Annotated in this window: 12 protein-coding genes; 9 read left to right on the plus strand and 3 right to left on the minus strand. The window is 69.7% G+C overall.

Annotated elements, in window-relative coordinates:
* The 8 genes from ABZ749_RS15710 to ABZ749_RS15745 form a co-directional block, all read left to right on the plus strand.
* Positions 1-1,174, plus strand: a 1,174-nt coding sequence (locus tag ABZ749_RS15710) for a glutathione-independent formaldehyde dehydrogenase (RefSeq protein ID WP_357228099.1), incomplete at its 5' end; no start/stop codon positions are given.
* Between the two features lie 542 nt (positions 1,175-1,716).
* A complete protein-coding gene (gene mmsA, locus ABZ749_RS15715; RefSeq protein ID WP_357207873.1) occupies positions 1,717-3,264 on the plus strand; it encodes a multiple monosaccharide ABC transporter ATP-binding protein in 1,548 nt (515 codons plus the stop codon).
* On the plus strand, positions 3,261-4,559 hold the full coding sequence (gene mmsB, locus ABZ749_RS15720) for a multiple monosaccharide ABC transporter permease (RefSeq protein ID WP_357207871.1): 1,299 nt from the start codon (positions 3,261-3,263) through the stop codon (positions 4,557-4,559). The genes mmsA and mmsB overlap by 4 nt, the downstream gene beginning before the upstream one ends.
* Positions 4,560-4,611: 52 nt before the next feature.
* Positions 4,612-5,715, plus strand: a complete 1,104-nt coding sequence (locus ABZ749_RS15725; RefSeq protein ID WP_357228102.1) for a sugar-binding protein — start codon at positions 4,612-4,614, stop codon at positions 5,713-5,715.
* A gap of 202 nt (positions 5,716-5,917) precedes the next feature.
* Positions 5,918-7,090, plus strand: coding sequence for an ROK family transcriptional regulator (locus ABZ749_RS15730; protein ID WP_357228126.1), 1,173 nt, complete (start codon positions 5,918-5,920; stop codon positions 7,088-7,090).
* A 155-nt stretch (positions 7,091-7,245) separates the two neighbouring features.
* Entirely contained in the window at positions 7,246-8,211 is a 966-nt protein-coding gene (locus ABZ749_RS15735; protein WP_357228105.1) for an ATP-binding cassette domain-containing protein, read from the plus strand.
* A complete protein-coding gene (locus ABZ749_RS15740) occupies positions 8,208-9,038 on the plus strand; it encodes an ABC transporter permease (protein WP_357228108.1) in 831 nt (276 codons plus the stop codon). The genes ABZ749_RS15735 and ABZ749_RS15740 overlap by 4 nt, the downstream gene beginning before the upstream one ends.
* A 40-nt stretch (positions 9,039-9,078) precedes the next feature.
* The gene (locus tag ABZ749_RS15745) at positions 9,079-9,876 is read left to right on the plus strand and encodes a crosslink repair DNA glycosylase YcaQ family protein (protein WP_357228111.1); all 798 of its coding nucleotides are present in this window, start codon (positions 9,079-9,081) and stop codon (positions 9,874-9,876) included.
* Positions 9,877-9,923: 47 nt separating this feature from the next.
* Here the strand turns inward: ABZ749_RS15745 and ABZ749_RS15750 are convergent, their stop codons facing one another.
* The 3 genes from ABZ749_RS15750 to ABZ749_RS15760 form a co-directional block, all read right to left on the minus strand.
* Complete coding sequence (locus ABZ749_RS15750) at positions 9,924-10,913, minus strand: transporter (RefSeq protein ID WP_357228114.1); 990 nt, start codon at positions 10,911-10,913, stop codon at positions 9,924-9,926.
* Complete coding sequence (locus ABZ749_RS15755) at positions 10,910-11,800, minus strand: ABC transporter ATP-binding protein (RefSeq protein WP_357228118.1); 891 nt, start codon at positions 11,798-11,800, stop codon at positions 10,910-10,912. The genes ABZ749_RS15750 and ABZ749_RS15755 overlap by 4 nt, the downstream gene beginning before the upstream one ends.
* Before the next feature lie 85 nt (positions 11,801-11,885).
* On the minus strand, positions 11,886-12,293 hold the full coding sequence (locus ABZ749_RS15760; RefSeq protein WP_357228121.1) for a GntR family transcriptional regulator: 408 nt from the start codon (positions 12,291-12,293) through the stop codon (positions 11,886-11,888).
* 263 nt (positions 12,294-12,556) lie between these two features.
* Here ABZ749_RS15760 and ABZ749_RS15765 point away from each other — a divergent pair.
* Positions 12,557-13,500, plus strand: a 944-nt coding sequence (locus tag ABZ749_RS15765) for an Nramp family divalent metal transporter (RefSeq protein ID WP_357228124.1), incomplete at its 3' end; no start/stop codon positions are given.

A 13,500-nucleotide genomic window follows, 5' to 3' on the forward strand; every position in this document is an offset into this window, starting at 1 on the left:
AGCCGTCGTCTACACGGACGTCCGGACGGTCGCGGTGCGGGAGGTGCCCGACGCGACGCTGGAGGCGGAGACCGACGCGCTCGTCCGGATCACCTCCACCGCCCTGTGCGGTACCGACCTGCACATGTACGACGGACGGACCAGCGCCGAACCCGGCCTGGTGCTCGGTCACGAACCGCTCGGCGTGGTGCAGGAGGTGGGCGCCGCGGTGCAGACCGTCCGGCCGGGCGCCCGGGTGGTGATCCCCACGCACCTGTTCTGCGGGACGTGTGTGATGTGTGCCCGCGGGCTCTCGGCGGCCTGTCTACGGGCCCGGGCCGAGGGGCCGGGCGCGGCGTACGGGTACGCGGGGATGGGTCCGTACCGGGGCGCGCAGGCCGACCTGCTGCGCGTGCCGTGGGCCGACGCCAACTGCGTGGCCCTCCCGGGCGAGCCGGGGGACGCGTACGAGGACGACTTCGTGCTGCTCGCCGACGCGTTCGTCACCGGGTGGCATGCCGCCGCCTCCCTCGCCGAGGTCGGGCCCGGTGACACAGTGGCGGTGTTCGGCGCGGGCACCATCGGTCTGCTGGGCGCCTACGCGGCGCTGCTCCGAGGCGCCCGGGTCGTGTACTCCGTCGACGGGGTCGACGCCCGACTCGACAAGGCCGGCGAGATCGGCGCCGTGCCGATCGACTTTCGCCGGGGTGACCCGGTCGAGCAGATCCGCGCCGACAGGGCCCGGACCGGGCTGCCGCTCGGCGAGGAGAAACTGGGTGGGGTCGACAAGGTCATCGACGCGGTCGGATTCCAGGCCCGCGACCGGGAGCACCCCGCACGGGAGCGTCCGAACCAGGTGATCGCCGACGCGGCCCGGCTGGTCAACCCCGCCGGCGCGATAGCGGTCGCGGGCGTCTATCCGGACCGGGACCCGCACCCCGGTCCCGGCGCGGACGGTCACGAGAACCTGGTCGCGCCCTGGGGTGCGCTGTTCAGCAAGGGGGTCGCGGTCCGCTTCGGTCGCACCCACGACCGCCGCTACACGGTCCTGCTGCGGGACCTGGTCGTCGCCGGTCGGGCACGGCCCAGCGTGATCGTCACCCACCACGGCACTCTGGCCGACGCCGCCGACCTGTACCGCCGCTTCGACCGCCGGGAGGACGGGGTGATCAAGGCGGTGCTGCGCCCGTCCTGAGCCGTCGACGTGGGAGGGGCGGTGGCGCAACGGCCCGATCCGCACTTAAGGGACGTTAAGTCGCACGTCCCCCTCCTGGTCGCGCACCTGACGAGACGATCACCGTCGATCGGGCCTCAGGACCGAGGCGTGGGTCACACCGTCGGCCATCGGTCGTCGTCGCGTCGTGGGTGCGACGTCAGGGTCCTGGCCGAATCACGATCACTCGATGACGACGAGATCGCCTGCCCGCCGCCCGCGCACCGGCGGGTAGTGGATCGTGCCTGGTGGCGGGCCTGTCGAGGATGACCCGAGCCGATCGCGCCGCCGCGCTACATTTGACAACGTTGCCACCGGCAGGCCAAGGTGCCCGAAGGGGCTCCTGAGGTAGCAGTGACAGGCGAATACTCTGCTACGTCGATATTGCCGGATTGTTACTTTTTCAACAGTCCCTCGCCTTGCGGATGGCCCTCCGGCCGCAATACGTTGCCGTCAACAACAAAACCAAGTGAAGGTTCAACCTTCCGGAGGCAACCGATGACGTTGGCGAGGTGGTACGAGCAATGAGCAACGTGCCCACCCTCCTTGAGATGCGCTCCATCACCAAGGAGTTCCCCGGAGTCAAGGCCCTCTCCGACGTCAACCTGGTGGTTCGCGCCGGCGAGATCCATGCCATCTGCGGCGAGAACGGTGCGGGCAAGTCCACCCTGATGAAGGTCCTCAGCGGGGTGTACCCACACGGCACCTACGACGGCAAGATCATCTACCAGGGGTCGGAGAGCAAGTTCTCCGACATCCGGGCCAGTGAGAACGCCGGCATCGTGATCATCCACCAGGAGCTCGCGCTCATTCCAGGGATGTCGATCGCCGAGAACATCTTCCTCGGCAACGAACCGCGCAAGCGGGGCGCGATCGACTGGAAGGCCGCGAACCGGATGGCGCTGGACCTGATGGCCCGGGTCGGTCTGGAAGAGGACCCGGACACCCTGATCAAGGACATCGGGGTCGGCAAGCAGCAGCTCGTCGAGATCGCCAAGGCGTTCGCCAAGGACGTGAAGCTGCTCATCCTCGACGAGCCCACTGCGGCGCTCAACGAGGCCGACTCCAAGCACCTGCTGGACCTGCTGCGCGGGTTCCGCTCCCGCGGCATCACCTCGATCATGATCTCGCACAAGCTGAACGAGATCGAGGCGATCGCCGACCAGATCACCATCCTGCGCGACGGCCGGACCGTGGAGACCCTCGACGTCAAGGCGGACGGGGTCGACGAGGACCGGATCGTGCGGGGCATGGTCGGCCGCGAGCTGAGCAGCCGGTTCCCGGACCACACCCCGAAGATCGGCGACGTCTTCTTCGAGGTCCGCGACTGGAACGTCCGGCACCCGATCTCCGCCGAGCGGCAGGTCTGCAAGAACGAGAGCTTCGTGGTGCGCCGTGGCGAGATCGTCGGCTTCGCCGGTCTCATGGGCGCGGGCCGCACGGAACTCGCGATGAGTGTCTTCGGCCGCTCCTACGGGGTGTTCGAGTCGGGCACGATCATCAAGGACGGCAAGGAGATCGTCCTGAAGTCGGTGGCGGATGCCATCGACAACGGCCTCGCCTACGTCAGCGAGGACCGCAAGGCGATCGGCCTCAACCTGCTCGACGACATCAAGACGTCGACGGTGGCCGCCAAGCTGTCCAAGATCACGCACCACGGCGTCCTGAACGAGGTCGAGGAATACCAGGCGGCTGAGTCGTACCGCAAGGAGTTGCGGACCAAGGCCCCGACGGTCGACGAGAGCGTCTCCAAGCTCTCCGGCGGCAACCAGCAGAAGGTCGTCCTGGCCAAGTGGATGTTCACCGACCCGGACCTGCTGATCCTGGACGAGCCGACGCGCGGCATCGACGTGGGTGCCAAGTACGAGATCTACGGCATCATCCAGCGGCTCGCCGACCAGGGGAAGGGCGTCATCGTCATCTCCTCGGAGCTGCCTGAGCTGATCGGGCTGTGCGACCGCATCTACACCGTGTTCGAAGGCGCCATCACGGGCGAGATCGCCCGGGCCGACGCCACCCCGGAAACCCTCATGAAGCAGATGACCTCGACGAAGAAGATGGCCACACGATGAGCCGATTGAAGGACCTTCAGAAGAACCTGTTCGGAGGCACCACCTCCAACGCTCGCCAGTTCGGAATGATCTTCACCCTGGTGGCGATCGTCGTCCTGTTCCAGATCCTGACCGACGGCCTCACCCTGCGGTCGGACAACCTGATCGCGCTGTTCCAGCAGAACTCGTACATTCTGATTCTGGCCATCGGCATGCTCATGGTGATCGTGGCCGGGCACATCGACCTGTCGGTCGGCTCCGTCGCGGCCTTCGCCGGCATCCTGGTCGCCAAGTCGATGACCGAGTGGGACCTTCCCTGGCCCGCTGCCATCGTGTTCGGCCTCGCCATCGGCGCGGCGATCGGCGCCTGGCAGGGCTTCTGGGTGGCCTACATCGGTGTGCCGGCGTTCATCGTCACCCTGGCGGGCATGCTGCTCTTCCGGGGCGGCAACCAGTTCATCGGTAACGCCAGCACCGTCCCGGTGCCGGAGGGCTTCCGGGAGATCGGCTCCGGCTTCCTGCCCGAGTTCGGCCCGAACACCGGCTACAACAACGCCACGCTGCTCCTCGGCCTGGCCGCGGCGTTGGCGGTGGTGTGGCGCGAGATCCAGGCCCGCAAGACCCGACGGGCGATGGACGCCGACCCGGCACCCATGTGGATCTCCATCCTGCGGATGGCCATCATGGTCGGCGTGATCGCCTTCGCGGCGCTGCGCTTCGCCAGCGGTCGCGTCGGCACCAGCTTCCCGATCTCCGGCATCATCCTGCTGGTCCTGGTCATCGCGTACTCCTTCTACACCCGCAACACGGCCGGTGGCCGGCACATCTACGCGGTGGGCGGCAACTCCCGGGCGGCCGAGCTGTCCGGTGTGAAGCTCAAGCGGGTCAACTTCTTCGTCATGATGAACATGTCCGTCCTGGCTGCCCTGGCCGGCATGATCTTCGTGGCCCGTTCGGCGGCCTCCGGACCGCAGGACGGCAACGGCTGGGAACTGGACGCCATCGCCGCCGTCTTCATCGGTGGCGCGGCCGTCGCCGGCGGTATCGGCACCATCAGCGGCTCCATCGTCGGTGGTCTCGTCATGGCCGTGCTCAACAACGGCCTCCAGCTCATGGGTGTCGGCACCGACCGCGTCCAGATCATCAAGGGTCTGGTCCTGCTGCTGGCCGTCGCGATCGACGTCTACAACAAGAGCCAGGGGCGCTTCTCCATCATCGGGAGCCTGATGCGGCCGTTCCGCCGCGAGGACTCCGCCCCACCCGCCTCACCGCCGGACGCGGAGCGCGAGCCCGCCAAGGCAGCGGTGTCCGGCTGACGGCCACCGACCTCTCTACCCGCCTCACCATCTAGAAAGGCAAGTCCTCACCATGCGTAAATTCTTCGGCACTTCGGTGGTGGCCATCAGCGCCGCCGCGATGCTGGCCCTCGCCGGCTGCGGTTCCGGCCGCGACGGCGACAGCGGCTCCGGCGGCGAGGCCGCCAAGGGCTTCCCGGCGAACTCGCTGATCGGCGTGGCCCTGCCGGCCAAGACCTCGGAGAACTGGGTCCTCGCCGGTGACCTGTTCAGCAACGGTCTCAAGGAGGCCGGCTTCCAGGGTGACGTGCAGTACGCCGGCGCGTCGACCACTGTCGCCGACCAGCAGGCTCAGATCACCGCCATGGTCACCAAGGGCGCCAAGGTCATCGTCATCGGCGCGACCGACGCCGCGCAGCTGTCGACCCAGGTCGCGGCGGCCCACACGGCCGGTGTGAAGGTCATCGCCTACGACCGGCTCATCACGAACACCCCGGACCTCGACTACTACGTCGCCTTCGACAACTTCAAGGTCGGCCAGCTCCAGGGCCAGGCCCTGCTGGACGGCATGAAGGCCAAGAAGCCGAACGGCCCGTACAACATCGAGCTGTTCTCCGGCTCGCCGGACGACAACAACGCCGGTGTCTTCTTCAACGGCGCGATGGACGTGCTCAAGCCGGAGATCGACAAGGGCAACGTCGTCGTCGCCTCGGGTCAGAAGGACGTCAAGCAGACCGCCATCCAGGGCTGGAAGGCCGAGGGTGCGCAGGCCCGCATGGACCAGCTGCTGACCTCGACCTACGGCAACAAGGAGCTGGACGGCGTCCTCTCCCCGAACGACACGCTGGCCCGCGCCATCCTGACCTCGGTCAAGGGTGCTGGCAAGCCGACCCCGGTCGTCACCGGCCAGGACTCCGAGGTCGAGTCGGTCAAGTCGATCGTCAAGGGCGAGCAGTACATGACGATCAACAAGGACACCCGCAACCTGGTGAAGGAGACCATCAACATGGTCAAGGCTCTCCAGGCCGGCGACAAGCCGCAGGTCAACGACACCGAGTCCTACAACAACGGCAGCAAGGTCGTCGACACGTACCTGCTCCCGCCGGTCGCCGTCACCAAGGCGAACGCGGCTGAGGCGTACGCCAACGACCCGAAGCTCGCGCCGCTCACCAAGTAATCACCGCACGGTAGGTAGCAACGCCGATGGGTCCCGGGTCTCCTCTACCGGGACCCATCGTCGTCCCTGCACCCCCGCACCAACCGGCCTCGACCCGGAAGGAGGTCTGACCGTGGCGACACCAGTACGGGCCAGGCCAGCCGGCGTCGGCCGCAACGCGGAAACCCCGCTTCCGGCGCTCCCCGGCGCCAGCCAGGAGGAGATCCGGAGGCAGAACCTCGGCGCTGTGCTGCGCTACGTCCACCTGCACGGACCGACGTCCCGCGCCGAGCTGACCAGCCGGCTCGGCCTCAACCGAAGCACCATCGGCGCCCTCGCGGCCGACCTGGTCACCAGCGGCCTGGTCACGGAGGAGGTGCCGGCCACCACCCGCCGCGCCGGCCGACCCTCACTCGTGGTCAGCCCTCGCTCCGACCGGGTCTACGCACACGCGTTGAGCATCGACGCGGACCGGCTGCGTGCCGCCCGGGTCGGCCTGGGCGGGCAGATCCTCGATCTGCGGGAGATCCCTCGCCCCAGCGGCATGTCGGCGATCGACGCCGTCGGACCCCTCGGCGACCTGGTCCGTGACATGGGACGCTCGGTGGCCGGCGACGGCCTGCTGGTCGGCGGTGCCGCGGCGGTCACCGACACCACCCGCGACCCGGACGGCAGGCTCCGGATCGCCAGCATCGACGAAACGCTCGGCGTCGCGCTGGAGGCGGAGTTCAGCCCCGGGCCTGGTTTCGTCGCCGGCGACCTGGCGGACATCGCCGGCCTGGCCGAGCACACCAGGGGCGTCGCGGTCGGCATCGACGACGTCATCTACCTGCACGGAGACCTGGGCATCAGCGCCGGCATCATCGTCGGCGGCCGACTGGTGATCGGCCACCGGGGCCACAGCGGCAAGGTCGGCCACATGGTCGTCAACCCCAACGGCCTGCCGTGCGGATGCGGTTCACGCGGCTGCTGGGAAACCGAGATCTCCGAAGCCGCGCTGTTGCGGCACGCCGGCCGTGATCCGAGCGACCGCGCGGCGGTGGCCGAGGTCCTGCGCGCCGCGGCTGCCGGCGACCCGACCGCCCGCGCGGCCGTCGAGCAGGTGGCGGACTGGCTCGGTTTCGGCGTGGCGAACCTGGTCAACGTGGTCAACCCGGACGCCGTGGTGTTCGGTGGCTCGCTGCGCGACATCTTCACCGCCGGTGCGGACGTGGTCCGGGACCGGCTCGACACCATGCCACTGCCCGCCTCCCGCGAGCACCTGCGGTTGCGCGCGGCGGCGCTCGGCCGCGACGCCGTTCTGATCGGCGCCGCCGAGTTGGCGTTCGACAAACTCCTGGCCGACCCGTTGAACGTCGGTGTCGTGGGCCAGGTCGGGACCGCCGACCCCGAGTAGCCGCGACTTTCCACCGGCGTGTGATCCAACGTCTGCCGCGATGCTCACCGCTGGCACCGTTCTGCCCCCTCGCTCGGGCCTTCACTGGCGTTCCCGTACGCACTATCGTACGTTGTACGGTAACGGGGACACGGTTTCAGGAGGGGAGCGCTCTGATGACAGGAGCCGACGCGATAGTGGCGCACGGGTTGCGCAAGCGGTATCGGGACCGGTACGCGCTGGACGGGTTCGACCTGCGGGTGCCGCGGGGAACCGTGTGCGGCCTGCTCGGCCCGAACGGGGCCGGCAAGACCACAGCGGTACGGATCCTCACCACCCTGCTCCGACCCGACGAGGGTCGTGCCGAGGTGGCCGGCTTCGACGTGACCAACCAGGCCGATCAGGTGCGCTACCGCATCGGGCTGGTAGGACAGCATCCCGCGCTCGACGAGGCGCTGAGCGGCCGGCAGAATCTGGTGCTCTTCGGCCGGCTGTTCCACCTGGGCCGCCGCCGGCCCCGCCAACGGGCGGTCGAGCTGCTGGAACGCTTCGGTCTCGCCGACGCCGCCGAGCAGCCGGTCAGCACGTACTCCGGCGGCATGCGCCGACGGCTCGACCTGGCGGCCGGCATGATCCTGGCCCCCGCGGTCCTCTTCCTCGACGAGCCCACCACCGGGCTGGACCCGCGTGGCCGCAACGAGGTGTGGGAGTCGGTCCGGGAGTTGGTGCATACCGGCACCACAGTGCTGCTGACCACCCAGCAACTGGACGAGGCCGACCAACTCGCCGACCGGATCTCGGTGGTCGAGGCCGGCCGGGTGATCGCTGAGGGAACTCCGGACGACCTCAAGACCCGGCTCGGCGGCGATCGCATCGAGGTGGTCGTCGCGGCGCCGACCGACCTTGCCGCCGCCGTCGCCCAGATACGCCGGGCGGCCGGCGACGAACCGACTGTCGACGTGGACCGACGGATGGTGAGCGTCCGGGTCGGCCACCAGGCCGGTGCGCTCGTCGACGTGTTGCGGGCACTCGACGCCGTGAACGTCCCGGTGGCGGACGTCGCGCTGCGCCGCCCAACCCTGGACGATGTGTTCCTGCACCTCACCGGCCACCGAGCGGCGACCGCGGAGGTGGCGGCATGAGCGCGGTGAGCATTCTGGCCCGGCCGGTGGATCTGACGCCCGGCCGGCCCACCCTCCTGGCCGACAGCGGCACGCTGATCTGGCGCGCCCTGGCCCGGTGGCGACGCGATCCCGGCCCGCTGGTCGCCTCGCTCGGCTTCAACATCCTGATCGTGCTGATGTTCGCCTACCTGTTCGGTGGCGCGTTGCAGGTGCCCGGCGGTGGGAGCTACCGAGAGTTCCTGATGCCTGGCATGTTCGTGATGACCATGGTCTTCGGCATCAGTCTCACCACGATCGCCGTTGCCGAGGACCTGGAGCGCGGGGTGACCGACCGGCTCCGATCGATGCCCGTCTCACCGCTGGCGCCGCTGGCGGCCCGGGCGGTGGCCGACATGCTGTTCGCGCTGGTCACCCTCGGGGTCCTGCTGCTGACCGGTCTCGCGATCGGGTGGCGGGCACACGGTGGGGTCGGTGCCACGCTGGCGGCGGTGGGGTTGATCCTGCTGCTGCGCTTCGCCCTGATCTGGGTCGGTATCTTCCTCGGGTTGGTCACCCGCGGCCAGACGGCCGTGGTGGCCGTGCAGACCCTGGAGTTTCCGCTCGGCTTCCTCTCCAACGCGTTCGTCGCACCGTCCACAATGCCCGCCTGGCTCGGTGCGGTGGCAGCGTGGAACCCGCTGTCGGCGACCGTCGGTGCCACCCGTGAGCTGTTCGGCAACCCCGGTTGGGGTGGCGACTCCTGGGCGGCCCAGCACTACCCGGTGCTGGCGGTGCTCTGGCCACTCGTTCTGGTCGCGGTCTTCCTGCCGCTCTCGGTGGCCCGGTACCGACGGCTGGCCGGCTGAGCCCGAACGGACGCCGGGTTCGCCCCTCCGGGCCCGATCGGTGGCGGCCTCGCCCGGTCATGAGCGCCACCGCGAGTGGCTGCGCGTCAACGACTTGTTCCGGCGCGACGTGCTCGACCTGCTCGGCCGCCGTGGCCCACTGCTCTCCCGTGACATCCCGGACACCTGCGTCGTGCCCTGGCCGTCCTCCGGTTGGACGAACAACCGCAACATCACCCAGATGCTGGAGTTCCTGGTCCTGCGCGGCGAGGTCGCGATCGCGGGCCGCCAGGGGCGGCAGCGGCTCTGGGACGTCGCGGAGCGGGTCTATCCCTCCGGGGTGCCCGTCATCGAGCTGGAGCAGGCGCGCCGGCTTCGCAACGAGCGGCGGCTGCGGGCTCTGGGCATCGCCCGGCGGAAGGCGGTCATCGTTCCTGGAGAGCCCGCCGAGGTCGGTGACGCGGGGGAGCCGGCGGTGATCGAGGGCGTCGTGGGGGAGTGGCGGGTGGATCCGGCCGCGCTCAGGCAACCCTTCACCGGGCGTACGGCGCTGTTGTCACCGTTCGACCGGCTGGTGCATGACCGGGTCCGCCTGGCCGACCTCTTCGAGTACGAGTACGTGCTGGAGATGTACAAGCCCAGGGCGAGTCGACGGTGGGGCTACTTCGCGCTGCCGATCCTGCACGGCGACCGGCTGGTCGGGAAGGTGGACGCCACTGCCGATCGGCGGCGCGGCATGTTCACCGTGCACGCCGTCCACGAGGACGTGCCGTTCACCCCGGAGGTGACCCGGGCCGTGCACGAGGAGGTGCGCGACCTGGCGTCCTGGCTGTCGCTCACCGTCGAGGGTCTGCCCTGACGGGTGATCGCCGAGCCCCGTGGCCCCGGCGATCACCCGCCGTCGAGCTACGCGATCCGGCGCACCCGGCGAATGGCGAGGTAGAGCAGCAGGAAGGCCAGAGCGACGAAGATGCCGGTCTCGATGCCCTGGAACAGCCAGAACCGGTCCGCCGGTTGGTAGAGCTGCCAGTTGTACGCGCCCGGTTCGAGGCCCAACTCGGCACCGCAGACTCGACCGTCCGGCCCCTTCCCGCCCGTTGGGCACTGGATCCGGGTGTCCTCCGCGATCATCGTCCCGTCCGGGTTCCGGACACCCTGGGTGAGGATCCAGTCTCCCCGGCTGACCTCCGGTGGCCCTTCCCTCTCGATCGGAAAGGTCTGGGTCCGGGCCGGCTGGTAGTGCGGTCGGGCCAGGATCGCCACAGCCGCCCGCACCCCGATGAACCCGGCGAGGGTGATGCCCATGGCGGGCAGCATCCGCTTCCAGACGGTGCCGACGAAGACGCCGAGCGCGACGGCGAAGAGGGTGTAGCCGATCGGAGCGATGCCCTGCAGGTCGAAGACGATCATGCCGAACCGACCCTCGAACGCGGCCTGGCTGAGCGGGTCTACCCACCACGACATGCCCAGCCCGTAGACCACCGCGAGGAGCACGACCGCCGCGCCCACCAGCCCGAACTTCACCACGGCCCAGCGGGTCCGGCCGACGCCCTGGGTCCAGACGAACCGGTGCGTGCCCTGCTCCACCTCGCGGGCGACGAGCGGGGCACCCCAGAACAGGCCGACAAGCGCCGGCAGGGTGATCAGCAGTACGGCCACCAGGTTCAGGCTGCCGTACTTGTTGCTGAAGCGGTGGAACCCCGCGTCGCAGGTCTCCCGGGTCGCCTGCGCCACGTCGGCGCGGGCGAGTTGGCTGGCACAGTCGGTCAGCCCGAGGTCGGCGAAGGTGTGCCGCATCGCGATGCCGATCGGCACCAGCAGGGCGGCGAGCGCGGCGAGCGCCAGTAGGGTGTAGAACGCCTGCTTGCGGTGTTGCCGCCAGGTCAACCAGATCATGCTGCCACCCCCCACTCGCTGTGACTGGTCTGCGTGGTGCCGTCGGCCAGGTATGCCAGCACGACGTCCTCCAGGCTCACCTCGCGGACCGTCCAGGCCGGATCGGTGACCGGCCCGTCGGCGCGGACCAGCAGAGTGGACTGCCGGTCGGTGTGGCTGGCCCGGATCACTGCGGCGACGCCCCCGATGACGCCGCCGTCGTGTCGTGGCCCGACGAGCTGCCGGTGCTCGGCGACCAGGTCGTCGACCGCGCCGGTGAGTTGCACCTGGGAGGCGTTCAGCACGATCAGGTAGTCACAGACCCGTTCCAGGTCGGCCAGCAGGTGCGAGGAGAGCAGGACGGTGGTGCCCGACTCCGCGACGCTGCCCATCAGCGACTGGAGGAACTCCCGTCGCGCCAGCGGGTCGAGGCTGGCGACCGGCTCGTCGAGCAGCAGCAGTCGGGGCTGCTTCGCCAGCGCCAGAGCCAGCGCGACCTGGGCCCGTTGACCGCCGGAGAGCTTGCCGACCGGCTTGTCCGGCGGGATGCCGAGCTGCGCCAGCCGCTGGCGGGCCAACGCCGCGTCCCACCGCTTGTTCAGCTTGCCGCCGGCGATGACCAACTCGGCCGCCGTGAAGTCCCGGTACAGCGGGGTGTCCTGGGCGACGAAGCCGATGTCGGCCAGGCCCTCCGTGTCGCCGTACGTGGATCGGCCGAACACCCGGACCGCACCGGCATCGGGCTTGAGCAGCCCGACGGCCAGGTGCAGCAGCGTGCTCTTACCCGCGCCGTTCGGCCCGACCAGCGCGGCGATCCGGCCGGCCGGCAGATGCAGCGAGCAGTCCCGCAACGCCCAGGTGCTGCCGTACCGTTTGCCGAGCCGGTCTGCTTCCAAGACCATGTCCATTCCTTGTCCTCTCGTTCCGTTCACGCCACCGTTTCGCGGTCGCGCGGGCGCTCGTGCTGTCTGATGGTTCGTTCGATCTGCTCGCTCACGCGCGTTCCGGCTGCGGGGCGTCGTCGGCGAGGGTGGCGCGCAGCGTCGTCTCCACCAGGGCGATGACGTCCTCCGCCGTGAGGCCGGCCGCCTGCGCCCGGTGCAGCCACGCGACCAGGTCGTCGCGCAGCTCGGCCTGGTTGGGCAGGGACGCGCTGGCCAGCGTGCGCTGGACGAACGTGCCCACCCCGGGTCGGCCGCCGACCAGACCCTCGATCTCCAACTCCCGGTACGCCTTCAGCACCGTGTTCGGGTTGATCGCCAGGGATTGCGCGACGTCCCGGACCTTCGGCAACTGGTCGCCCGGCGTCAGCAGACCAACCCGGAGCGCCTGTTTCACCTGCTGCACGAGCTGCATGTAGGTGTTCACCTTCGACCGGCTGTCCAGTACGAACTCGATCACTCCCGATGACCCTTCCTGTTGTCCTACGACAGTAGGACTAATAGACAGCTTCATCGGTGGCCCACCGGCTGTCAAGCCCGAAGGGGCACGTTCTGTTCGGGCGCGGCGCGTCTCGCCCGGCGCGCCGCGTTGCCTGCCGGCGGGCGCATCGAGTCCTGCCGGGCGGGCCGACCCAGGTGGCACCGGCAGGCCACCGGTTGGCACCCAAGGGTCAGCACGGGGGGAAGGGACCGGCAGCGATCCGCGCGGACGGGAGGTGTTCGATGGTCACCAACGAACTGACGACGTCGAGGGCGACTCCACTCCAGGCAGCTCGCGCCCGGGGCCGCGTACGCGGGCGGTTGATCCTGCTCGGTCCGGCGTTCGTCGCCGCCGTCGCGTACGTCGACCCCGGCAACTTCGCCACCAACTCCGCCGCCGGCGCCCGCTACGGCTACCTGCTGGTCTGGGTCGTGGTGGTGGCGAACCTGATGGCGATGCTGGTGCAGACGCTCACCGCGAAGCTCGGTCTGGCCACCGGGCGCAGCCTGCCCGAGCTGTGCCGGGAACGCCTGCCCCGACCGCTGAACCGGGTGATGTGGGTGCAGGCCGAGTTGGTAGCCATGGCCACCGACCTGGCCGAGGTGATCGGTGGCGCGGTCGCCCTGTACCTGCTCTTCGGCATCCCCCTGCTGCCCGGCGGGATCATCATCGGCACCGCCGCCTTCGCCGTGCTCGCCCTGCGCTCACGCGGGTACCGCGCCTTCGAGATCGCCATCGCCGTCCTGCTCGGGGTGATCGTGCTGGCCTTCGCCGCCAACCTGCTCGCCTCCGGCTCCGATCCCGGCTCGGCCATGGCCGGCATGGTGCCGCGCCTACAGGGCACCGACAGTGTGTTGTTGGCCGCCGGCATCCTCGGCGCGACAGTCATGCCGCACGTCATCTACGTGCACTCCGCGCTCACCCGCGATCGCATCCCCGCGGCCGACGACAGCGAGCGTCGGATCCTGTTCCGCGGCCAGCGCACCGACGTGCTGCTCGCCCTGAGCGCCGCCGGCGCGGTCAACCTCGCCATGCTGCTGATCGCCGCGGCCAGCTTTCGCGGTGGCGGCCCGGGGGGTGCGGACAGCCTGGAGGGGGTGCACGCCGGGCTCGGTCAGACCATCGGGACCGCCGCCGCGTTCGGCCTCGCCCTCGGCGGGCGGATAGACACCCTGCGGCGCGATCC

Source organism: Micromonospora sp. NPDC047753 (genome assembly GCF_040642735.1).
Taxonomy (GTDB): domain Bacteria; phylum Actinomycetota; class Actinomycetes; order Mycobacteriales; family Micromonosporaceae; genus Micromonospora.

Excerpts from the sequence above, each read along its gene's own strand:
- ABZ749_RS15750 (WP_357228114.1), bottom strand. The coding sequence starts at position 10,913 with ATGATCTGGTTGACCTGGCGGCAACACCGCAAGCAGGCGTTCTACACC.
- ABZ749_RS15735 (WP_357228105.1), top strand. The coding sequence starts at position 7,246 with ATGACAGGAGCCGACGCGATAGTGGCGCACGGGTTGCGCAAGCGGTAT.
- ABZ749_RS15725 (WP_357228102.1), top strand. The coding sequence starts at position 4,612 with ATGCGTAAATTCTTCGGCACTTCGGTGGTGGCCATCAGCGCCGCCGCG.
- mmsB (WP_357207871.1), top strand. The coding sequence starts at position 3,261 with ATGAGCCGATTGAAGGACCTTCAGAAGAACCTGTTCGGAGGCACCACC.
- mmsA (WP_357207873.1), top strand. The coding sequence starts at position 1,717 with ATGAGCAACGTGCCCACCCTCCTTGAGATGCGCTCCATCACCAAGGAG.
- ABZ749_RS15740 (WP_357228108.1), top strand. The coding sequence starts at position 8,208 with ATGAGCGCGGTGAGCATTCTGGCCCGGCCGGTGGATCTGACGCCCGGC.
- ABZ749_RS15755 (WP_357228118.1), bottom strand. The coding sequence starts at position 11,800 with ATGGACATGGTCTTGGAAGCAGACCGGCTCGGCAAACGGTACGGCAGC.